The following is a 22,310-nucleotide window of genomic DNA, read 5'->3' on the forward strand; positions in this document are numbered from 1 at the left end:
CAGAGTGGTCCCCCGGCCGCGTCACGGCGCGCTCCTCGCGGCGACGTGGCGGTCCAGGACCGCCTCGAGCAGCTCGATCTGGCGCAGACACGAGGTCTCGTCGACGGTCTGGCCCGCGCGGGCCGCCGAAACGAACCGGGAGAGAGTGGCGGCGACCTGGTCGACGCGCGGCCGGCGCAGGTGCTGCGTGCCGTCCGGGCCGGCCAGCTCGATCACCGGGTCCTCGTCCGGCGGGGGCTGGTACGGCCGGTGCACCGCGATCCGGCCGCGGTCGCCGCGGAGCTCGTACTCCGCCCGGTACGCGTTGTCCATGCCGAAGGTCAGGTGCGCCGGAATGTCGTCCGGCGTCCGCAGCAGGATCGCGCCCGAGGTGTCGACCGCGTGTCCGGGTCCGCGGCGCAGCACGGTGCCGGCGACGCTCAGCTCGCCGAGGAAGTACATCGCGGCCCGCACCGGGTAAATGCCGATGTCCAGCAACGCTCCCCCGCCGAGCGCCTGCTGGTACCGGATGTCGTCCGCGGGCCGCGGCGGCACCGCGAAGGACGCGTGCAGCGACCGCAGCTCGCCGATGGCCCCGCCTTCGACCAGCCGCCGCACCTCCTCGTGCAGCGGATGCTGGACGAACATCACGTTCTCCATCAGCGCGAGCCCCCGCTCGCGCGCTAGAGCGAACAGCCGCGCGGTGGCGCCGTGGTTCGCGGTGACCGGTTTCTCCGCGAGCACGTGTTTTCCGGCGAGCAAAGCCCGTTCCACGTACTCCGGGCGCAACGCGACCGGCAGCGGAAGGTAGACGGCATCGACGTCTTCACGCTTCAGCGCGGCCTCGTAGCCGTGCACCGGTTCCCCGCCGAAAACCGAGGCGGCGGCCGCGGCCTTCGCCGCGTCCCGGCTCGCGAGCACGGCGACGTCCACGTCCGTCATCGCCGCCGCGGCGGGCAGCATCCGCCGGAGCGCGATGTCCGCGCACCCGAGCACGGCGAGCCGCAAGGCGGTCACCGGGCGCCCGAATCCGTGGCGTGCCAGTCCATGCCGTTCAGGCAGGCGAGCAGGGTCCGCGCCTGGACGTTGAGGTAGTGCCCGTGCCGGACCAGCGACGTGAGCTGCTCGGCGGTCACCCAGAAGTAGCCGGGCGGCGGGCTGAGCGGAACCTCGTCCGGACCGGTTTCCACGATCATGTACCGGCTTTCCGCGTTGAGGAAGCGGCCGCCCTCCTCCGAATGCACGGCCGAATAACGCACCCGCTCCGGGTCCGGGGAGAGGACGAGGTCGAGAAACCTCGGGCGCTGCTCCGCCGACGCGTAGTTCTCCGGAACGCACTGCACGGTCGGCGCCAGCTCCACTGTGTCTACGAACCCGCTTTCGACCCGGGCGTGCACCAAAACATGCGGAACGCCGTAGATCCGCTGGGCGACGAACGCCGCGACGCCTTGGGCCACCGGTTCGATCAATGGCTGCGACCACCGCGTCACCTCCCGGTTGCTGGCCTCCACGGAAACGCCGACGACCCGGAAGTACCGCCCGTCGGTCCGTTCGATCACCCCGCCGTCGCTCGCCCAGCCCGGCAGGCCGGCCAATCCGACGCGCTCCGAGCGCACGTCGTGTCTCGACCGTTCGGCGGTGAACCAGGACAGCAGTTCCAGATCGGAATGCAAGGCCCCGGACCGGTGCGGGTGCCCGGCCGGGGCGCACGACAGCACGGTCCGCGAATCCATGTTGACCAGATTGTCGAAGCCGAGAAGGGACCGGATCTGCCCGAAAGTGAGCCAGCAGAAGTTCTCGTCCAGCGGAACGTCCTCGTCGGTTTCGACGATCATGTTCCGGTTGCTCTTGCGGTAAAACCACGCGCCGTGCTCGGACTGCAGCACGTCGGCGAGCACCCGGGAACGGCTGGTGTCGACGAAATAGTCCAGGTACCGCACCGGCGAACCGCCGTGCACCCGGGTGTAGTTGCTGTAGGTCGCCTGCACGGTGGGGGAAAGCTGCAGCAGATTCGGGTTGCCCGGCTCCATTTTGGCCTGCATCAGGCAGTACAGCACCCCGTCGAACTCCTTGACGAGAATCCCGAGAATGCCGACCTCGGCCTGTTTGATGATCGGCTGGTGCCATTCCCGTCTCGGCTCCGGGCCGACCGAGACGTGCAGGCCTTCGACCGCGAAGAACCGGCCGCTGCGGTGGACGACGTTGCCGGTCGGCTCCTCGAACGACCAGCCGTCGAGACCGTCCAGCCGCACCCGTTCGACCTTGAACCGGTTGGCTTCGCCGCGTCCGGCGAACCAGGAAAGGAATCCGGAGATCGACAGCAGGCCCGCGTCGGTGACGGCCGCCGAACGCGCGATCCGCTGGGGCAGCGAGTGATCCTCCCTCGGCCGCAGCGAAGACCGGCTCGGAGTTCGCGTGCTGGGCTGCGACATGACTACCTCGCTTCCGTGCCGTCGAAAGAACGGTTTCACCACGCACCACGGTCGCGCGCGATCCAGTGCGGCACGACGGCCGTCCGGGATGATCGCGCGGCGAATCGTGATCGACGGCAGGACGGAACAACCGAATCGGCGCGCTTTCCGGCCGCTGCCCGGTTTCCCGTCCGCGAATCGCGGCGGTCCTCCTGCGACGTCCGGTCGAGGGCCCGCCTCCCACGGTCGTCCCCCCGATTTCCGTGCCGCAAAGATAACCTCGTACAAGTGCCCGGCGCTACCGCCGCGCCGCACAACGGCGATTCGCGGGCGAAACCGCCGTCAACGCCGCACAGACGAACACCGGCGACCAGGTTGAGCAATGCGGGTTTGCTTGGCACCCTCACTGCTGCCCGCGTCGTTCGCCGAATGGCCCTTGCCGCGGGCGGTCCCGGCGAAACAACGCTTCCGTTAAGACAGTGCTTCCCGAAACGTCATCACGTCAATTGATTTTCTCCCGATCCGATGGCGAAAGGCTCACGCGCGTGCGAATTCTCTTCTGCAGTCTCGGCAGTCCAGGGCACACCTATCCGTTGCTGCCGCTCGCCGTCGCCGCGCGCGACAGCGGACACGAGATCGCTTTCACCACCAGCGGACAGTTCCGAGATGCCTTGGCCGCGCTCGGTTTCCGGCACGAGGAATCCGGCGTGCCGGTGACCGAGGCGTATCAGGAGGGCTTGAGAACCGGCTTCGGCAGGGAAAGTCCGGACGGTCTCGGTCCGGACGAGCTCCGCGAGCTGTCGTCCCTCGTCTTCGGCAGGCTGATCCCGAAGCGGTCCGCGGGCCAGCTCGCCGAGGTGATCGAGCGGGTCCGGCCGGAGCTCGTCGTGCACGACGTGAGCAGCTACGGCGCCGCGCTCGCCGCCGCGGTGGCCGGGATTCCCGCGGTGTGCCACGGAATCGGCCGGGAAAGCCCGGACGAGTTCACCCTGGCGATCGAGGACAAGGTCCGCGGGCTGGCCGGCGAACTCGGGGTCGCGGTCCCTTCCGGACGGTTGATGGGCATGGGCAATCCGTATCTCGACCTGTACCCGGATTCGATGCAGGACCAGGAACTGCTGGACAGCGGACGGCGGTTCCCGCTGCGCCCGGTGCCGTTCTCCGACGACAGCGACCTGCCGGAATGGGTGCGCACCCGCGATCGCGGAAGGCCGCTGGCCTACCTGACCCTCGGCACGTCCGGCAGCGGCTCGGTAGGCGCGCTGCGGCGGGCCGTCGACGGGTTGGCCGCGCTGGACGTGGACGTGCTCGTCTCCAGCGGCCGCTCGCTCGACGTCAGCGAATTCGGGAAGCTCCCGCCGCGCGTCCGGCTCGAAAGCTGGGTGCCGCAGGCGAAGCTGTTCCCGGAGTTGGACCTGGCGGCGCACCACGGCGGGAGCGGCACGACTCTCGGTTCGCTGGCCGCCGGGGTGCCGCAGCTGTGCCTGCCGTGGGACAACGATCCGTTCGGCAGCGGGGACGCCGTGCTCTCCACTGGGGCGGGGCTGCGGCTGTTGCCTGATGAGCTGACGGCGGACGCAGTGCGGGAGAAGGCCGGGGAACTGCTGGCCGATGCCGGTTATCTGGCTGCGGCGGAGAAAATGGCGGCGGAGATCGCACAGATGCCTTCGCCGGAGGAAGTCGCGGCGGGGTTGGCTCGGTTCGCTGCGGGGTAAGGGTTTCGGGCCGGAGCCGCCACAGGGGGGTAGCTCCGGCTTGGCTCCCGGCGGCCGCTGCACGATGAACCCGTGCAGCGGCCGGAGAGCTGCTGGCCGACGACGGTTATCTCACCGCGGCGGAGAAAATGGCGGCGGAGATCGCACAGATGCCCTCGCCGGAGGAAGTCGCGGCGGAGTTGGCTCGGTTCGCTGCGGGGTAAGGGTTCCGGGCCGCAGCCGCCACGGGAGGTGGCTCCGGCCCGGACAGCACGCTAGCCCCGGCCGTTGGCTCCCGGCGGCGGCGCGGACGGCGTGAGAGCCAGTTCCGGCCCGTCCATGAGCTCCGCCCAGCGCGTGTAGAAGCCGCGGGCGCCGATGTCGTTGAACAAATGCCCGGTGCGCACGTCGAAGCCCGGCAGGTCGGTGCCCGCCGGATCGTCGAAGCCCATGCCCATCTGGTAGTTCAGCGGGGTGCTGCGGGCGACGAAACCCCGGCCCACCGCGGCGATCTCCGACCAGTTCTCGCTGTCGTCGCATTCGAAGACGCCCGACGAGGAGAACGAGACCGTGACGCCGCGGAGTTTCTGCCGCCGGGTCTCCGCGTCGAGGCCAGCCGGGACGGCCACCCAGCCCCAGACTTCCATTTCCTCCGGCCCGCGCGGCTGCCACACCCGCAGCGGACCGGAGTAGCCGATGAACGAGAAATTGGGGAACACCGTGGCGTGCGCGACCGTGACCGTGTCGTTCGTGCCGTGCGGGGACGGGCCCACGCCCGCTTTCTCGTGCATCCGCTGAGTTACGCCGAGATCGGTCATCGCCGCGGCGTGCCCCGCCGCGCTGGAGTACTGGAAGATGCGGCTCGGTTCGGCCATTCCTCCGATGGCCTGCAACGCCGACGCGTGCGTGGTTTCCGCGTGGTAGCCGTCGGTGCCGAGTCCCTCGGCGGGCATTTTCCAGTTGCCCCGGATCCGCCATTTCATCGGGCCGGCCAATTCGATGTCCGAGCCGAGGGTGTCGATGAACGAATCCAGGGCGGGGCGGGCGGTTTCGAGGTAGTCGATCAGCGCAGGGGCGTCCGGGTCCCAGGTGCCGAAGACCATGCCGCGGTAGGACTCGACGCGGGTGACCGGCGTCAGCGACCAGCCCTTCTTGTCCAGCCGGTCGTGGTAGCCCTCGGTTTCGCGGGGCACCTTGACCAGTTCGCCCGCGGTGTCGTAGGTCCAGCCGTGGAAGGAGCAGGTGAATCGCTTGGTATTGCCGGAATCCTGCCGGCACACGCGCATCCCGCGGTGCCGGCACACGTTGAGCACCGCCCGGATGCCGCCGTCGCGCTGGCGCGACACGATGACCGGGTCCTCGCCCATCAGCGCGGTCACGAAATCCCCCGGCGCACGCAATTGCGATTCGTGGGCCAGGAAGAGCCAGGAGCGCGCGAACACCGTGCTCAGCTCTCTGCGGTATGTTTCCTCGGAATGGAAGATGTCCGCCGAGACTTTTCCGGTGGTGTCGAAGTCGATCAGATCGGCGTACATCTTCGCGGGCTCCCGTCGCGGGTCGAGGTTCGGATGGATTCGCGCGGTCAGAAGAACAGGCCGAGGTTGTTGGCCTGCACCACGCTTTCGGCGAGATGGATGGTGCGGTTGACGAGCTGGAAACTCAGGTCGGGGTGAGCGCGCAGCGTGTCGGTCCGCCGTCCGGAGAACGTCACGGCGTCGTCGGCGAGCCGGTTGCGGTAGACGTGGAAGACGCTGCGGACGAGGTACTCGCCTTCAGTGTCAGTGGGTTCGGCGGTGATATTGCTCAGTGCCCGTACGGTGCGAGCAGGCGGATTGTCCGACCACGCGGTGGGCTGTTGCATGCGCTTCACGCGCACCGCCAGCGTGGTCTTGTTTTCGTCGTAGTGGTTGAACTCGTCGACGCCGGTCGCTTCGGACAGCAGATCGCGGTGCAGCCGGTTGCGCCGCAGCGGCATGAAGTAATGCACGTCGTCGGCGATCAGGTCGAACCAGTCGTTGTACCGGGCTTCGTCCAGCAGCCGCGCTTCGAAATACAGGAACTGCTCGATCTCGTACAGCAGTTCGTGCGGGACCCGGCGCGGCGGCCGGACCGGCGGCGCGTCGGCCGGCCGGGGCCGGTACGCCTGGGACGAAACGACGGGCCCGGTGAATGCGGTCATGCGAAACCTCCTCAGGTTCAGGGGCGCGGGGCCACGGAGATCACCCCGTCGAGGACCGTGACCGTCCAGGTGTCGACGGGTTCGGCCGCGGGCAGGGTGAGCGCGTCGCCGGTGCGCAGGCAGAACCGGGAGAAATGCGCCGGGCACTCCAGCGTGTCGCCCTCCACGAACCCGTCCGACAGTTCCACGTCGGCGTGCGAGCACCGGTCGGTCACGGCGTAGACGCCGGTGCCGGTGCGGACCACCGCCACCGGTCCCCACGGCGTCTCCGCCGCCCGCGGCTCGTTCAGCACGAGCTCGTCGTCGGGACACACCGGGAACGGCGCGGTGTCCGTCGAACGCTTCGTCATTTCCGGGACGCCCTCAGGAAACGCGGGTCGCCAGGTAGTGCCGGTAGCTGCGCACCGGGGCCTTGTCGGATACGCCGAGCCCGGTCTTCTTCCGGGACCACTTCGCCACCGGCGACATGCTGGCGTCGCCGGTGAACGGGGCACCGAGCGCGGTGAGCAGGCCGTGCTGGGCGATCGTCCGCTTCACCGGCGACATCCGCTGCTGCGCGAAGGTCCTGCGCACGAAGCTGTCGGGAGCCATCCGTTTCCGGACCGCTGCCTTGACCTGCGGCGAGATGTCGTTCTCCGCCAGCCATTCCAGCCGCGGGCAGCCGGGCATCGCCTTCGCGAAGGTGTCCGCCCGGTGGTCGGTGAGCGCGTCGACGAGCGAGAGGTAGCCGCCCGGTTTGAGCACGCGCGCGACCTCGTCGAAGAACCGGCCGAGCGACGGATAGCTGTGCGAGCTCTCCACGTTGACGACGACGTCGAAGGCGCCGTCCTCGAACGGAAGGTTCTCGGCGTCGCCGACGGTGTAGGTGAGCTGCTCGCCGCGCGAGTAGCGGCCGTTCGCCCGCGCGATCGCCGCCTTGGAAATGTCCACTCCGGACAGTTGCGCGGCTCCGGTGACCCGGGAAAGGAAGTTGAGCCCGGCTCCGATGCCGCAGCCGACCTCGAGCACGCGTTTGTCGCGATAAGCGTCCAGGCCCAGCGGAATCTGGGTCAGGGTGTGGAAGTAGAGCAGTTCGGAGAAACCGTCGCTGCCGAAGCTGGTGAACCCGGGAAGGATTTCCTCCACCTGCGCCTCGAGTTTCGCGTCGTGGAAACCCCAGTTCCACAGATCGCCGAGATTCCAGGTGGCGGCGATCATGTCGTACACCGAGGAGATCGCGGCCTTGGTCTGCTCCGCTTCCTGCTCGTTGTAGTCGTCGCCCGCTCCGGCCACGTGCAGCCGTTCCGTCGGCTTCGACAGTTCGTTCAGGTTCCGCGCACCAGGGTCGATTCGCTTCGTCTGGGCCACCGCCAGTTCCCCCTTGTCCGATTCTGCGTCGCGACGCCGGTCCATTCCGTTATTGCAGGTGCTCCGCCGCACGGGAAAGGCGGGAAGGTGCGTGTTTTCCCCGAGGGGCGCGGAGCGGCCGGGTTTCTTCCCGGACCTCGCTGTGGATCAACGTACTCGAACCGCGGGGAGTTGAGTAGGGCCCGCCCGCCGGTGTGCGACCGAGACCCGGAACGGGCTATTCCCGTGGCCCCGGCGGACTTTCCGGCCGCATCCTGTCGCATTCCCGCGGAAAAGCCAGCTGATCGACTGCGTTCGCGCGCGGGATCCGGTCCGGTGTTCGGACCGGATTGGTCGGGCGCCCGGTTCTGGATACCGTGACCGGCAGGGTCCGGCGCGCGTTCCGGCCGCCGGATGCCGTGCCGGAGAAAGGATTCTTCCCCCATGTCGGAAATCACCGAAAGCACCTCCTGGGTCCGGCGCTTCCATCCGGCTCCGGACGCGCCCGCGCGGCTGGTCTGCTTTCCCCACGCGGGCGGATCGGCGAGTTTCTACTTCCCGATGTCGAAAGCGCTGTCCGGCGACCTGGACGTGCTGAACCTCCAGTACCCCGGAAGGCAGGACCGCCGCCACGAGCCGGTGATCGCCGACCTCGGCAGGCTCGCCGACGAGACCGCCGAGGTCCTCCGGCCGTGGCTGGACCGGCCGGTGGCGTTCTTCGGGCACAGCATGGGAGCCGTGCTCGCGTTCGAGACCGCGCTGCGGCTGGAACGCGAGCACGCGTTCAGCCCGGTGCGGCTGTTCGCCTCCGGCAGGCGCGCCCCGTCGACCAGCCGCGACGAATCCGTGCACCTGCGCGACGACGAGGGCATCCTCGCCGAACTGAAGCTGATGAGCGGAACCGACGCCCGGCTGCTCGGCGACGAGGAGATCCTCCGGATGAGCCTGCCCGCCATCCGGGGCGACTACCAGGCGGTCGAGACCTACCAGGCCGAGCCCGCAGCGGCGGTGCGCTGTCCGATCGACGTGCTGACCGGGGACGACGACCCGAAGACCACGATCGCGGAGGCGCGGGCCTGGCAGGAGCACACGACCGGCGGTTTCGACCTCACGGTGTTCGCGGGCGGGCACTTTTTCCTTGCCCACCACCAGAAGGAGATCACCGCGCACATCCGGAACCGGACCGCGGCGGTCGCGCGCTGAGCGGCTTGCCTGTGCAACCGCGGAAATCCGGCGGTCGCACAGCCGATTGCGGCCGGACGTCCGAATCGTAGTGGCCCGGATCGGCTTGCGGAAGCCCGGCTCACCCGACCTTCGGCGGCCCCTGAAAGCCGCATGCTCTGACTAGTCTCACAATTCGGACATCCACCGTGCGCGGCCGGGTAGAGTTGGCCCTTGTCGGACTAGTGGAGGAACCGGTGAGTCATCCACCTTACGAGTTCGGCGTACTGGGGCCGCTGGAATTGCGTGCGCACGGTACGCCGGTGCCGGTCAACGCACCGACCCAGCGGGTCGTTCTCGCGGCTTTGCTGTTGCGCGCGAACAAGGTCGTGACGCTGGGCGAACTCACCGAAATCGTGTGGGGCGCGAGCGTGCCCGCCCAGCCGACCACCGCATTGCGCGTATACATCATGCGATTGCGCAGGCTGCTCGGGCGTTCGGAGATCATCCGGACCACGCCGACCGGGTATCTGCTCGAGGTCCCGGACGACGCGCTCGACCTGTACCGCTTCCGCGACCTCACCGTCCGGGCGGGCAGGCAGGCGGCGGACGGCGAACTAGCCCGTGCCGTCCAGCTCTGGGACGAGGCGCTGGCGCTGTGGCGGGACGAGCCGCTGCTGAACGTGCCGTCGGATTCGCTGCGCCGCTCCGAGACGCCGCAGCTGGTGGAAGCACGGCTGCGAGCCGAATGCGAGCGGGCCGAAGCGAAGCTCCGCCTCGGCGAGCATCAGGACGTCGTGAGCCATCTCCGCAGGCTGACCGCCGAGTACCCGTTGCGCGAGCAGCTCTGGCATCAGCTCATGCTCGCCCTGCACGGGGTCGGGCGGCAGGCGGAGGCGCTCAGCGCGTACCGGACGATCGTCGACGCGCTCGCCGAAAACCTGGGTACCGAGCCGGGCCCGGAACTGCAGAACCTCTTCCACGCCATCTTGAACGACGACCTCGACCTCAAAGCGCCCGCGGTGGAAGCCGTCCAGGCGCCCCGGCCGCCGCGACCCGCCTCCGCGCCCGGCGTGTCCCAGCTGCCGCCCGCACTGGAGGTGTTCGTCGGGCGCACCGCCGAGCTTCAACGGATCGGCGGCCTGCTGGAGACCGCCGGCGACGGCTCTGTGCCCGTCGTGACCGTGTCCGGGCCGCCCGGCGTCGGCAAGACCGCGCTGGCCGTCCGGCTGGCGCACCAGCTGCGTTCCCGGTTCCCGGACGGCCAGCTCTACGTCGATCTGCGCGGCTACTCGGACAAGCCCGCGCTCTCGACGCCGTCCGTGCTCGCCCGGCTGATGCGCGCGCTCGGCCTGCCCGCCGAACGCACCCCGGTGGAGGAGGAAGAGCAGGTCACCGCGTACCGCGCGCTGCTGGCGGGCAAACGGGTGCTGGTCATGCTCGACAACGCCGCCTCCGCCGCACAGATCCGGCCGCTGATCCCGGGGGACGCGGGCTGCGCCGTGCTGGTGACCAGCCGCAGCGAGCTTCGCAGCCTCGTCGCGCTCGACGGGGCCCATCTGGTCCGGCTCGACCTGTTCGAGCGGGAGGCCTCGGTGGCCCTGCTCGGCACGCTGCTCGGCGAGCAGGTCGCGCACGAGCAACGGGACGCGATCGCGCGGCTGGCCGATCTGTGCGGGCATCTGCCGCTGGCGCTGCGGATCGCGGGCGGCAATCTCGCGGGCAGGCCGCGTCCGGACATCAACGCCTACAACCGGTCCTTCGAGGAGGGGTACTGGGCCCACGCGCTGACCGTGGAGACCGAAGAGGACATCGCGGTCCACCAGGCGTTCGGTCTTTCCTACGCGGGGCTGAAACCCGAGGTCCAGACGATGTTCCGGCTGCTCGCGCTTGCCCCTGGCGCCGATTTCGCCGCCGACGCCGCCGCCGTTCTCGCCGAGCTTCCGCGGGCCGACGCCATGCGCACGCTGGAGCAACTGGCCGAGGCGAGCCTCCTGCACCGGCTGCCCGGCGAGCGGTACCACATGCACGACCTGCTGCGGGAGTACGCGGCCCAGTGCGGGGAGTCCGACGACGACCCCGAGTACCTGGAACGGGCGCGGGCGCGGCTGCGCGACTGGCATCTGCGCACCGCCGAACTGGCGGTCCGGACGCTGTACGGCGAACTCCCCCGCTACACCCGGGCGCAGCCGCCCGCTCGGGCGACACCGGACGGCATCAGCCGCGCGGACGCACTGCGCTGGCTCGACGCCGAACGGGCCGCGCTGATCGCGCTGGTCGAGCACTGCGCCGAACACGGTCCGCGCGAGGTGGCCTGGCAGCTCACCGAAATCCTGGATTCCTACCTCAGCGTCAACGGCCACCAGGTGGACCTGCTCGCCGCGGCGGCGACCGGCCTGCGCGCCGCGCGCGAGGCGGGCGACGCGTCCGCCGAGACCGCCATGCTGATCCCGCTGATCCGCGAATGCCAGCTGGCCGGCGACCTGGCGAAGGCGGATCGGTACCTCGCCGAGGCACTGGACGAGGCCAAGGCGGACACGCCCGGACGGCCGATGGTGCTCGTGCTCGACGGCGGCATCCGGCTCGACCTCGACGAACTCGACGCCGCGCGGGAACGCTTCCGCCAGGTCGCCGAACTGGCCAAGGGCAGGCAGGTGCCGCCGATCGTGCGGCTGAAAGCGTTGCTGGGCTTGGGTTACGTGCAGCTGCTGCACGGCGAGTTCGCCAGCGTCCAGCCGTTGCTGAGCTCCGCGCGAAAACTGGCCGAGCGGATCGGGGCGACGATCGAACTGGTCGAATCCCTGCTCCTGCTCGGGCATTCGCGCCTCGCCCTGGGACAACCCGGTCCCGCGGCGGAGTACCTTCTCGAAGCCGTGGACCGGGCGAAGGCGTCCGGAACCCGGCACCACCACGTGGAAAGCCTTGGCCAGCTGGCGATCGCGCTGCTGGCGGCGGGCGACCCGGCCAAGGCCGCGGCGATCGGCGAGCGAGCCCTCGCCTCCGCCGCGAAACTGGGCAATCCGCGGACGACGGCCAACGCGTGGAACGTCGTGGGAACCGTCCGGCTCTGGCGGGGCGAGTTCAACGAAGCGGTGCAGGCGTACGAAAACGCGCTGGAACATTCGACCGGGGGCACGGTGCACCGGTACGGCATGCTGGAAGCCCTTCTCGGGCTCGCCAGGGCGCACGGCGAGGCCGCACGGCCCAGGACCGCGTTCAGCCACGCGAGATTCGCCCTCACCGGGGCCCGCGACAGCGGTTACCGCTACCACGAAGGCCTCGCCAGGGGGATTCTCCTTCAGCACTCGGGCGGCACCGTGCCGCAGACTTTCTCCTGATCCCGCCCGGGGACGCAAGAACGCGGTCGCAAACGCCGGTCTTCGGCTACAGTGCGGAAAAGGCTTGCCGCGCCGATCCGCATTCCGACGTCGGCCGCGCAGTGCGGCAATGCCGCGATCCCCTTGGCCCGCGCCGGAAAGCGCGCGTTTCGAAAGGTGCACTGAGCATCGTGACGACCGGACAAAGTCTTTCCCCAGCGGAGTTCACCCTGCCGGACGGCCGCGTGATCTTCTGCACCAACGAACGCAACGCGGAACTGATCTGGCACGAGATGTCCACCAGCGTCTATCTGCGCGAGCAGGAGAAGCTGCCGGACGACGCGACAATCATCGACGTAGGCGCGCATTTCGGGCTGTTTTCGTTGCATACCGCGAGCGGTCTCGCGAACGCGCGGGTGCTCGCCTGCGAACCGGCCAGCGCCACGTTCGATTGCCTGTACCGCAATTTCGCCGCCCACCTCCCCGGTGGCACCGCATTGCGAACGGCTGTCGCCGACCGGTCCGGAACCGTTGAGCTGACTTACTATCCGGCCAACGAAACCATCGCGACGATCGAGGTCGACGAGGAAGACGACCAGCGCAACATCTCGGCCGTCTTCGCGAACGTCGGAGCCGATCCGGCACAATCGGAAGCCTATTGCTCGGAACTGCGCCGCGCAGCGGAACGTTATCCAGTCCCCGTCACCACGATCGCGCAGCTGTTCGCCGACCACGACTTGGACACCGTCGACCTCCTCAAGATCGACGTCGAACGGGCCGAACTGGCGGTGCTGCGGGGAATCGGCGAGGCGAACTGGCCCCGGATCCGCACCGTTTCGGTGGAGGTGCACGACCTCGACGGCAGGCTGAACGAGGTAGTGAGCCTGCTGAGCGCGAAGGGTTACCGGACCGAGCAGCTGCAACAGGACCTCTACAAAGGATCGAGCGTCCACATCGTCCGGGCGCATCGTCCCTAGCCCCCTCTCTCCCGGATAGGCAGACTCCCTTGGCCACGCAAATCACGGCTACCGAAGAACTCCTCGACTACGTCCGGCGAATTTCGGGCCCCGAAGACACCCTGCTAGCCGAACTGCGCACCGAAACCGCCGAACTCCCCGGCGGAACCGCGATGCAGGTACTTCCGGAAGAAGCCCGTTTCCTGGCCCTGCTGGTGCTTCTGACCGGTGCCGAACGGATCCTGGAAATCGGCACCTTCACCGGTTACAGCACCCTGTCCATGGCCCGCGCACTCCCCGCGAACGGCCGCCTGGTCACCTGCGACCTCAACCCGAAATGGGTCAAGTTCGCGAAACCCTACTGGACCCGGGCCGGCGTCGCCGACCGCATCGAACCCCGCATCGGCGACGCGGGCACGACCCTGGACGAACTGGCCGCGGAAGACCCCTTCGACCTGGTCTTCATCGACGCGGACAAGGCCAACTACCCAAAATACTACGAAAAATCCGCGGACCTGCTCCGCCCAGGCGGACTGATCGTCCTGGACAACACCCTTTTCCTGGGCAGGGTAATCGACCCGTCCGCGACCGACCCGGACACCAACGGCATCAGGGAAGCAAATCACCTGATCCGAGAAGACGACCGCATGGACATCTGCGTACTCCCCCTGTCCGACGGCGTAACCCTGGCCCGCCGCAAGACTTTCTGACGCCCCAATGTGGCATTGGGTGCGTCCCACGCACCGAACGCCACATTGGGTGCGTCAGACGCACCCAATGCCACATTGGGGCGCCAGCCCCAGCCACCTACGACACCGCAGCCGACGCACCCAACCAGCGAGGCACCCAGCCCCTCCCCCGCACCCCGATACGAAGCCGCCCTGCGGTTCGGGGGTGCTTGTCAAGGCATCTTTCCCGCCTTGACAAGCACCCCCGAACCGTCAGCACAATCAACCTTCGGGGTGCCCCACGCAACCCAAGACCGGGCCGATGTCGCCGCCAGGCGACGAGCCGAACTACTTCACCAACCCAAGACCAACCCCAAGCTCCGGAGCGATCAACTTCACCACCCCAGACCCTTCCCGCCGCTCAGCCGCCAAATGCAACCGCTCAACCCCACCGGCCGCGGCCCCCTCGAGACAAGCACACCCGGACTCGGCGAACCCAGCGAACCGATAAGCGATCTCCATGATCCGATTCCGCTCAGTCCGCCGGAAATCAGCCACCACATGCACTCCGGCCCGAGCAGCCTGATCCACGAGCCAGTTGAGAATCACCGCACCAGCCCCGAACGAAACCACCCGGCACGAGGTAGCCAGCAGCTTCAAGTGCCAAACCCGAGCAAGCCGCTCCACCAGCACGACCCCGACCGCCCCATGCGTCCCGAACCGATCGTCCATGGTGACGACCAGCACCTCATGCCCCGGATCCGCCAGCAACCCCCGCAGCGTCTCGTCGGAGTAATGCACCCCGGTGGCATTCATCTGGCTGGTCCGCAGCGTAAGTTCCTCGACCCGGCTCAACTCGGCCTCGGTCGCCGGGAAAATCCGCATCTCCAGCTCGAGCGACCGCAGGAACTCCTCATCCGGCCCGGCGAAATCAGCCCGTTCCGCCTCCCGGCGAAACCCGGCCTGGTACATCTGCCTGCGCTTGCCCGAATCGATCGTCCGGGCTCGCGGGGTGAACTCCGGAAGACCCAGCAGCCCGGCCGCCGCTTCCGCCTCGTAACAACGCACCTCCGGCAAATGGAACTGCACCTCGGCGCGTTCCGCGGGCTGGTCGTCGATGAAGGCGATCGTTTTGTGCGCGAAGTTGAGTTCGTCCGCGATCGCCCGCACCGAAGCCGATTTCGGGCCCCAGCCGATCCGGGCCAGCACGAAGTACTCGGCCACACCCAGTTCCTCCAGGCGCTGCCAGGCCGGCTCGTGGTCGTTCTTGCTCGCCACCGCCTGCAGGATGCCGCGCGCGTCCAGTTCGACGATCGTCTTCCGGATCTCGTCGGACAGGCGCACCTCGCCGTCTTCGAGCAGGGTGCCTTGCCACAGCGTGTTGTCCAGGTCCCAGACGAGGCATTTCACCATCGAAACCTTGTCGCTCACCGGTCTTCCTCCTGTTTCGCGCCAGCGAGCACGTGCTCGGACAGGATCAGCTGGCAGATTTCGTTGCTGCCTTCGATGATTTCCATCAGCTTCGCGTCCCGGTACGCGCGCGCGACCGGATGGCTGTCCCGCGCGCCCGCCGAAGCCAGCACCTGGACCGCCGAGGCCGCGCCGTCGGCCGCCTGCCGGGAACTCACGTATTTGGCCAGCACCGTGGCCAGCACCATTTCCGGCGAACGTTCGTCCCAGCGGCGGCTGGCGTGTTCGCACGCGCGGGTCGCGGATTGCTCGGCCACCAGCAGTTCGGCCACGTGCCGGGCGACGAGCTGGTGCTCTCCGAGCGGTTTGCCGAACTGTTCGCGGGAAACCGCGTGCCCGCGCACCTCGGCGAGGCAGGCGCGGAGGATCCCGACACAGCCCCAGGCAACGGAGATGCGGCCGTAGGCGAGCGCGGTGGTGACCAGCATCGCGGTGGACTGGCCCGCTCCGCCGAGCAGGTTCGCGGCCGGGAGCCGGACCCCGTCGAGCCGGATGTTCGCGTGCCCGGCGGCCCGGCAGCCCATCGGTTCCGGAACGCGCTCGACGTGCACGCCGGGCGTCGTGGCGGGCACCACCGCGGCCGCGGCCCCGCCCTCGTACCGGCCGAACACCACGAGCAGATCGGCGTAGTCCGCGGCGGTCACCCAGACCTTGTGCCCGTCCACGACGACCGAATCCCCGTCCGAGCGGATTTCGGTGTCCATAGTGGACAGGTCGCTGCCTGCTCCGGTCTCGCTGAACCCGACCGCGGCCACTGCGCCCGAGGTGAGCCGGGGCAGGAATTCCGTGCGCTGGCCCCGGTCGCCGAGCCGCTGGATCGTCCACGCGGCCATGCCCTGCGAGGTCATCACGCTGCGCAGCGAACTGCACCGGCTGCCGACGTACGCGGTGAACTCGCCGCTTTCCGCACTGCTCAGCCCCAGTCCGCCGTAGCGGGCGGGCACCTCGGCGCACAGCGCGCCCGCTTCGGCGAGCTTGCGCACCAGATCTTCCGGAATGGCCCCGGCCCGGTCCCACGCGTCGGGCTGGTCGCCGATCAGTTCGCCGGCGAGGGCGCGAAGTTCGAGCGAGCGGTCAGCCACGACCGTCCTCGGCCTCTTCCGCCCGCAGGCGCTCGACCAGGCCCACCATGACGCGCGCGGTGCGGAAGTTGACCAGTTTGAGGTCCGGTCCGGCGATCTCGATGTCGAAGGCGCCCTCCAGGAAGACGACCAGTTCCATCGCGAACAGCGAGGACACCGTGCCCGATTCGAAGAGGTCCGCCTCGGGTTCCCAGCTGGTCTTGGTGCGTTCCGCGAGGAAACCGAGGATCCGCTCCTCGATCGCCGCCGAGGTCAGCTCGAGGTCCTGGTTCGGCGTCGTGGTCATGAAAGTTGTCCCCCGTACTCGTAGAAGCCGCGGCCGCTCTTCCGGCCGAGGTCGCCTTCCCGCACTTTCCGCAGCAGCAGTTCGTTCGGCTTGCATCCCTCGTCGCCGGTGCGCTCGTAGAGCACCCGCAGCGAGTCGGCGAGGTTGTCGAGGCCGATCAGGTCCGCCGTGCGCAGCGGGCCGGTGCGATGGCCGAGACAGCCCTCGAACAGCGCGTCGACGGTTTCCGGCGGCGCGGTGCCCTCCTGCACGACCCGCACCGCGTCGTTGATCATCGGGTGCAGCACCCGGCTGGTCACGAACCCCGGATTGTCGTTGACCACCAACGGGGTGCGCCCGAGCTCCTGCAGCGCGGACTTCAGCGTCGCCTCCGCCGCGGCCCCGGTCCGCCGTCCGCGGATCACCTCGACCATCGGGATCAGGTAGGGCGGGTTCATGAAATGGGTGCCGAGGAAATCCTCGGGGCGGGCGACCGAGTCCGCCAGTTCGTCGACCGGGATCGACGACGTGTTGGTCACCACCGGGGTACCGGGGCTGAGCAGCGCGGAAACCTTGGCCAGCGCGGCGGCTTTGACCTCGGCCAGTTCGGTCACCGCCTCGATGACCACGGTCGCTTCCGCGCCTTCCTCGAGCGAGACCGTCGTGACGAGTTCGCCGGGTTCGGCGCCGTCGGGCAGCGTGCCCATGATCCGGGCCAGCTTCAGCTGCTGGCGGACCTTCTCGCGGGCGGCCGCCAGCGTGGTCTCGTCGACGTCGACCAAGGTGACCGGAAGGCCGAACCCGAGTGCGAGCGCGGTGATCCCTATGCCCATCACGCCCGCGCCCAAAATGGTCAGCCGGTGGGCTGTGTGGTCCTTCGACATGACACCTCCATCGGGAAATCACCTTTCAGCTCATGCCCGGACTCCGGAACGCCGTCCGCGGTGGCGACGCCGCCGGTCCGCCCAGTGCGCGGGAATCCGTTGCGGGGAACCGTTCACCAGCCAACGTGCGCGCGGCCCGACGATACCCAGCCTCGGCCGCACGGTCGACAAACGCGCTTGCCCGGCGGTCACCGGCACGGGGCCGGAACCAGCGAACGCAATAACGACGGAACCCCCGCCGGCCCCGGTTCCTCGCGCAGCGCAAGAAGATCGAACCGCACCGCAACCAGCGCCGCATCAGCACTGGCCAACGCCGCGTCGAACAACTCAAGAACCTGCTCCGCGCGCAGCGACCGGATCCCGTTGCGGAACAAGCCATCGCCTCGAAGCGGGCCCCACGCCAGCGACGTCGCTCGCAGCCCCGCGGCGCGGCGGCGGTGTGCCACTGCGTCCAGGCAGGCGTTCGCCGCGGTACGGACCGCCTGGCCCCCTGTGCCGAGGATGCCGGTCGCCGAGGAGAACAGCACGAATGCGGACAGGTCGAGATCGCGGGTCAGCTCGTGCAGTTGCCACGCGCCGAGCGCCTGGTCCTTCAGCGCGTCGTCCAGCCGCTCGGGCGTGAGCGACGCGACCGTGCTGTCGTCGGGGACGCCGGCAGCGTGCACGATCCCGGTAAGACGCGGAATGTCGTTCAGTACCGCGGATAGCGCCGCCCGGTCGGCTAAGTCGCATGTCGCTTGCCTGACGTCGGCGCCCAAAGCGGACAGTTCCTCGGCCGCCGTGCTCGGCGCGTCCAGCAGAAGCAGCCGCCGAACCCCGTGGGCGCGGACCAGGTGTCCGGCGACCAGCGCGCCGGGCGGGCTGCCTGCTCCGGTGATCAGCACCGTTCCGTCTTCGGCGAAGTCGACCGGCCGGGCCGTCGCGGTGCAGGCGCGTTCCAGCCGGGGAACGAGGTATTCGCCGTCGCGCACCGTCAGTTGTGGTTCGTCCGATTCGGGCTGGAGGACCAGCGCGTCGAGATCGTCCAGGTCCGCGAGGGCGAACCGGCCTGGGTGCTCGGCTTGCGCGGCCCGGACGAGTCCCCGCCCGGGCGCGGCGTCGAGGGCGGCGCCGCGGGTGACCACGACGAGCCGGGCGTCGGTCTCGGCGGACAGCCAGGTGTGGAGGAGTTCCAGTACGACGCCCAACCGCTCGCCGGTCACGTCGACCGCCACGGTCGGCGGAATCTCGCCGGAAGCACATAATTCGCCCACTGAGTCCACATCGGACCAGACGACCCCGGTCGCCGACGGACGGACCGGGACGGCGTGCCAGCTCGTCCGGAACATCGGGAGCGCTTCGGCCGGCCCCGCCTGTCCGGGGACCGCCGGGCGCAGCGCCAGGCTGCCCGCGGAAAGCACCGGTGCGCCGGACTCGTCCCAGGCCGTGAGGTCGAGGCCGCCGGAATCGTTGGGGCGCAACCGGACCCGCAGCGCGGTGGCACCGGTGGTATGCAGGGTGACGTCGCGCCAAGCACAAGGCCGGCCGCTGGGAAGCGCGTGCAGAGCCGAGTCCAGCAGCGCGGGATGCACCCCGAAGCACGCGGCGTCCGCCAGGGCATCCTGGGGAAGAGCCGTCTCCGCGAACACCTCGCCGTCTCGCCGCCACACCGATCGCAAGCCCTGGAACAACGGCCCGTACCCGAAACCGGCGTCCGCCAGCGCGGAGTAGGCAGCGGCGACGTCCACTGGTTCGGCGTTCTCCGGCGGCCACGCCGGCGCCTCGGGACCGGGTTCGGCGGGCCGGTCGCTGACCAAGCCGACCGCGTGCCGGGTCCAGGCGGGGCCGTCTGCCCGGGAGTGGATCTCGACCCCGCGCCCGCCCTCCTCCGGTCCGCCGACCGAGACCTGAAGTTCGACCGTGCCCTCCGCCGGTAGGACGAGCGGTGCCTCCAGCGTCAGTTCGGCGAGCACCGGACAGTCCGCTTCGTCTCCCGCGCGGAGCGCCAACTCCACCAGCGCGGCACCAGGGAGCAGCACGGTGTCCCCGATCGCGTGCTCGGTCAGCCACGGATGGGTCCGCGCCGAGAGCCTGCCGGTGAGCAGCACGCCGTTCGTGCCGGCGAGCGGCAGCGCGGCCCCGAGCAGCGGGTGCCCGGCGCCGCGCCATCCGTCCAGCCGGAAACGCCGGCGCTGGAACGCATAGGTCGGCAGCTCGACCCGCGAAACGCAACGGTTGTCGAAGACGGCGGGCCAATGCACCCGGACCCCGTTGACGTGCAGTTCGGCGGCCGCGCTCAGGAACCGCTGCCGGTCGCTGTGGTCCCGGCGCAGGGTGCCGACGACCTTGCCCGCCACCCCGGCGTCCCGGAGCAGGTCTTCGATGCCGGGAATCAGCACCGGATGCGGGCTGACCTCCACGAACACGTGATGTCCCGCGTCGGCGAGAGACTGGATCGCGGGCGCGAACCGCACCTGGCCGCGCAGGTTGTCGTACCAGTACCTGGCGCCGAGTTCCGGGCCGCGCACGAGTCCGCCGGTGAGGGTCGAGCACATCGGCACCGCGGCGCGAGCTGGCCGGATCCCGGCGAGCGCCTGCGCCAGTTGCGAGCGGATCGCTTCGACCTGGGGCGCGTGCGCGGCGTAGTCCACTTCGGCCTCGCGGATGCGCACGGCTCGTTCCCGGCAGGCCGCGAGGAATTCCTCGAGCGCCTCGGGCTGCCCCGAGACCACAGTCGACTCCGGCCCGTTCACCGCCGCCAGCGACAGCCGTTCGCCCCACGGCTCAAGCCAGCGGCTCACCTCCGCCGCCGGTGCGGCCACGGAGGCCATCCCGCCGGTGCCGGACAAAGCCGCGAGCGCCTGGCTGCGCAACGCCACCACCTTCGCGCCGTCGGCGATGCTCAGCGCACCGGCGACGCACGCCGCGGCGATCTCGCCGTGCGCGTGTCCCACGACCGCAGCGGGTTCGACGCCGTGCGAGCGCCAGAGTTCCGCCAGCGACACCATCACCGCCCACAGCACCGGTTGCACCACGTCGACTCGCTCCAGCGAGGGCGCGCCTTCCGCACCGCGCACGACATCCAGCAGCGACCAGTCCACACAGCCGGACAACGCCGCCGCGCATTCCGCGAGCTGTTCGGTGAACGCCGGGGCGCAGTCCAGCAATTCGACGGCCATGCCCGCCCACTGCACGTCCTGGCCGGGAAAGACGAACACGACGCCGCGGCCCGCTCCGGTCGCGGTTCCCTGGATGAGCCCGAGATCGGCTTCGCCCCGGGCCAGCGCGGTCAGCCCATCGACCAGTTCGTCCCGGTCGCCGCCGACGATGACCGCGCGATGTTCGTGCGCGGCGCGGGTCGTGGCGAGCGAGAACCCCACGTCGGCCGGGCTCGTGCCGGGCTCGGCGGCCAGCCAGGCGCGCAACCGCTCGGCCTGCGCCCGCAGCGCCGGTTCCGTGCGCGCCGACACCAGCCACGGCAATGGGTAGAGCAGGGTGTCGTCCTCGCTCGCCGCCCGCGGTTTCGTCGCCGCAGGGACTTCCTCGACGACGACGTGCACGTTGGCGCCGCTGAGCCCGAACGACGACACGGCGGCCCGCCGCGGCCGGTCCGACCGAGGCCATTCCTTCGCCGCGATGTCCGCCGCCCAGCCGGAACCGGGGCCGCGCTGATCGGAGTGCAGGATCCGCGGCAGCGCCTCGTTCCGCATCGCCTCGACCATTTTGATCACCCCGGCCACCCCCGCGGCCGGCTGCGGCTGCCCGGCGCCCGGCCGTACCGGCTCTTGCCGCAACGGCTCGTCCGCGCGCGGGCCGCAGGTCACCAGCGGTGCCCGCGCTTCGGCCGGAACCGGGCCCGTTCCGTGCGCCTCCACCACGTCCACGTCGAACGGATCCAGGCCGGCCTTGGCCAACGCCGCCCGGATCACCCGCTGCCGCGCCGGTCCGTTCGGGTCGGCCAGCCCGTTCTGGTTCACCGCAGAACCCCGCAGCAGCGCCAAAATCGGGTGCCCGTTGCGCACGGCGTCGGACCGTCGTTCCACCAGCACCATTCCGGCGCCTTCCGCCCAGCCCGCCCCGCCCGCCAGCGCGAGATCGCATTCCCCGGCCCGCAGCGATTGTCCCGCCCAATGCAGTGCCACCAGCGACGACGAGCACGCCGTGTCCACCGTGACCGCCGGTCCTTCCAGACCGAAAATGCCCGACACCCGGCCGGACAGCCCGCTTCCGGTCGCGCCGGCCAAGTGCCCGGAATCCCGGTCCTGGCCGCTGGTTCCGACGAACACTCCGGTCGAGCTGCCGCGCAGCGTCGCCGGATCGATGCCCGCGCGTTCGAACGCCTCCCAGGAGGTTTCCAGCACGAGCCGGTGCGGAGGATCCATGGCCAGTGCCTCGCCCGGCGAGATCCCGAAGAAGTCGGCGTCGAAATCCGCCGCACCGCACAGAAACCCGGCCGCGTCCGGCGAGCCGGACCGGTCCCGGCCGCGGGCGTCCGCGCGCACCAGCTCCCACAGCTGTCCGGGAGTGCTCACCCCGCCGGGGAACCGGCAGGCCATCGCCACGATCGCGATCGGCTCCCGGCCCGCCGTCTCGAGTTCGCGCACTCGCTCGCGCGCGTGCCGCAGTTCGGCGGTCACGGCCTTGAGGCAGTCGCGAAGCTTCTCTTCATCCGCCACCGGAACGCCGCTCCCTTGCTCCCGAGGTGGTCGCCGTCATCCGCCGCCCCGGCCGACGCCCACCACGGTCCACAATGGATTACCACGCACCTGCCGCGCACGCCGCGACGATCTCCCCAGAGCATGGCCGACCGGCGACGCCGCCGCCACCCTCGGCCGAACACCGTTTACTGGCGGCGACGGCGAAACCGGATTTCCGCGTGGAAGGGCACCTCGCCGGCAACCGCGGCGAGGTGCCCAGGAACTGCTTTCCCGGCACCGGT

16 protein-coding genes are annotated in these 22,310 nt (G+C 69.8%); 5 read left to right on the top strand and 11 right to left on the bottom strand.

Going from position 1 to position 22,310, the window contains the following annotated elements; genetic code table 11:
- Nucleotides 1-21: 21 nt before the first annotated feature.
- On the bottom strand, nucleotides 22-996 hold the full coding sequence (locus L3Q65_RS27745) for a Gfo/Idh/MocA family protein (RefSeq protein ID WP_237597056.1): 975 nt from the start codon (nucleotides 994-996) through the stop codon (nucleotides 22-24).
- On the bottom strand, nucleotides 993-2,411 hold the full coding sequence (locus L3Q65_RS27750; RefSeq protein WP_182890948.1) for an NDP-hexose 2,3-dehydratase family protein: 1,419 nt from the start codon (nucleotides 2,409-2,411) through the stop codon (nucleotides 993-995). The genes L3Q65_RS27745 and L3Q65_RS27750 overlap by 4 nt, the downstream gene beginning before the upstream one ends.
- Before the next feature lie 524 nt (nucleotides 2,412-2,935).
- On the opposite strand from L3Q65_RS27750, the gene L3Q65_RS27755 reads away from it, so the two are divergent.
- Complete coding sequence (locus L3Q65_RS27755) at nucleotides 2,936-4,105, top strand: glycosyltransferase (protein ID WP_237597057.1); 1,170 nt, start codon at nucleotides 2,936-2,938, stop codon at nucleotides 4,103-4,105.
- A gap of 254 nt (nucleotides 4,106-4,359) precedes the next feature.
- Here L3Q65_RS27755 and L3Q65_RS27760 read toward each other — a convergent pair whose 3' ends face one another.
- Genes L3Q65_RS27760 through L3Q65_RS27775 form a run of 4 tightly spaced genes read right to left on the bottom strand, consistent with a single transcriptional unit; the run spans nucleotide 4,360 to nucleotide 7,655 of the window.
- Complete coding sequence (locus L3Q65_RS27760; protein WP_182890947.1) at nucleotides 4,360-5,619, bottom strand: aromatic ring-hydroxylating dioxygenase subunit alpha; 1,260 nt, start codon at nucleotides 5,617-5,619, stop codon at nucleotides 4,360-4,362.
- 47 nt (nucleotides 5,620-5,666) lie between these two features.
- The gene (locus tag L3Q65_RS27765; RefSeq protein ID WP_182890946.1) at nucleotides 5,667-6,263 is read right to left on the bottom strand and encodes a 3-phenylpropionate/cinnamic acid dioxygenase subunit beta; all 597 of its coding nucleotides are present in this window, start codon (nucleotides 6,261-6,263) and stop codon (nucleotides 5,667-5,669) included.
- Nucleotides 6,264-6,280: 17 nt separating this feature from the next.
- A complete protein-coding gene (locus L3Q65_RS27770) occupies nucleotides 6,281-6,613 on the bottom strand; it encodes a non-heme iron oxygenase ferredoxin subunit (protein WP_182890945.1) in 333 nt (110 codons plus the stop codon).
- A 13-nt stretch (nucleotides 6,614-6,626) separates the two neighbouring features.
- Nucleotides 6,627-7,655, bottom strand: coding sequence for a class I SAM-dependent methyltransferase (locus L3Q65_RS27775; protein WP_182890944.1), 1,029 nt, complete (start codon nucleotides 7,653-7,655; stop codon nucleotides 6,627-6,629).
- A gap of 378 nt (nucleotides 7,656-8,033) precedes the next feature.
- Here L3Q65_RS27775 and L3Q65_RS27780 point away from each other — a divergent pair, with 378 nt between their 5' ends.
- The 4 genes from L3Q65_RS27780 (at nucleotide 8,034) to L3Q65_RS27795 (ending at nucleotide 13,733) form a co-directional block, all read left to right on the top strand.
- On the top strand, nucleotides 8,034-8,792 hold the full coding sequence (locus tag L3Q65_RS27780; protein ID WP_237597058.1) for a thioesterase II family protein: 759 nt from the start codon (nucleotides 8,034-8,036) through the stop codon (nucleotides 8,790-8,792).
- A 215-nt stretch (nucleotides 8,793-9,007) separates the two neighbouring features.
- Nucleotides 9,008-12,088 carry an AfsR/SARP family transcriptional regulator gene (locus L3Q65_RS27785; protein WP_237597059.1) on the top strand — a complete coding sequence of 1,027 codons (3,081 nt, stop codon included), beginning with the start codon at nucleotides 9,008-9,010 and terminating at the stop codon, nucleotides 12,086-12,088.
- A gap of 170 nt (nucleotides 12,089-12,258) precedes the next feature.
- Nucleotides 12,259-13,044, top strand: a complete 786-nt coding sequence (locus L3Q65_RS27790) for an FkbM family methyltransferase (protein WP_237597060.1) — start codon at nucleotides 12,259-12,261, stop codon at nucleotides 13,042-13,044.
- A gap of 29 nt (nucleotides 13,045-13,073) precedes the next feature.
- Nucleotides 13,074-13,733: an O-methyltransferase gene (locus tag L3Q65_RS27795; protein WP_182890941.1), complete on the top strand. Its 660-nt coding sequence runs from the start codon at nucleotides 13,074-13,076 to the stop codon at nucleotides 13,731-13,733.
- Between the two features lie 306 nt (nucleotides 13,734-14,039).
- Here L3Q65_RS27795 and L3Q65_RS27800 read toward each other — a convergent pair whose 3' ends face one another.
- The 5 genes from L3Q65_RS27800 to L3Q65_RS27820 all read right to left on the bottom strand — a co-directional run bounded on the left by L3Q65_RS27800 (nucleotide 14,040) and on the right by L3Q65_RS27820 (nucleotide 22,047).
- Entirely contained in the window at nucleotides 14,040-15,104 is a 1,065-nt protein-coding gene (locus L3Q65_RS27800) for an HAD family hydrolase (protein ID WP_237600946.1), read from the bottom strand.
- A gap of 14 nt (nucleotides 15,105-15,118) precedes the next feature.
- Entirely contained in the window at nucleotides 15,119-16,243 is a 1,125-nt protein-coding gene (locus L3Q65_RS27805; RefSeq protein WP_237597061.1) for an acyl-CoA dehydrogenase family protein, read from the bottom strand.
- The gene (locus L3Q65_RS27810) at nucleotides 16,236-16,529 is read right to left on the bottom strand and encodes an acyl carrier protein (RefSeq protein WP_182890939.1); all 294 of its coding nucleotides are present in this window, start codon (nucleotides 16,527-16,529) and stop codon (nucleotides 16,236-16,238) included. Before L3Q65_RS27810 ends, L3Q65_RS27805 begins: the two co-directional genes overlap by 8 nt.
- The gene (locus tag L3Q65_RS27815) at nucleotides 16,526-17,392 is read right to left on the bottom strand and encodes a 3-hydroxyacyl-CoA dehydrogenase family protein (RefSeq protein WP_182890938.1); all 867 of its coding nucleotides are present in this window, start codon (nucleotides 17,390-17,392) and stop codon (nucleotides 16,526-16,528) included. Before L3Q65_RS27815 ends, L3Q65_RS27810 begins: the two co-directional genes overlap by 4 nt.
- A 188-nt stretch (nucleotides 17,393-17,580) precedes the next feature.
- Nucleotides 17,581-22,047 (bottom strand): type I polyketide synthase, encoded by a 4,467-nt coding sequence (locus L3Q65_RS27820; RefSeq protein ID WP_237597062.1) that lies wholly within the window; start codon nucleotides 22,045-22,047, stop codon nucleotides 17,581-17,583.
- Nucleotides 22,048-22,310: the final 263 nt, after the last annotated feature.

The organism is Amycolatopsis sp. FU40 (assembly GCF_021903635.1).
GTDB classification, from domain to species: domain Bacteria; phylum Actinomycetota; class Actinomycetes; order Mycobacteriales; family Pseudonocardiaceae; genus Amycolatopsis; species Amycolatopsis dendrobii.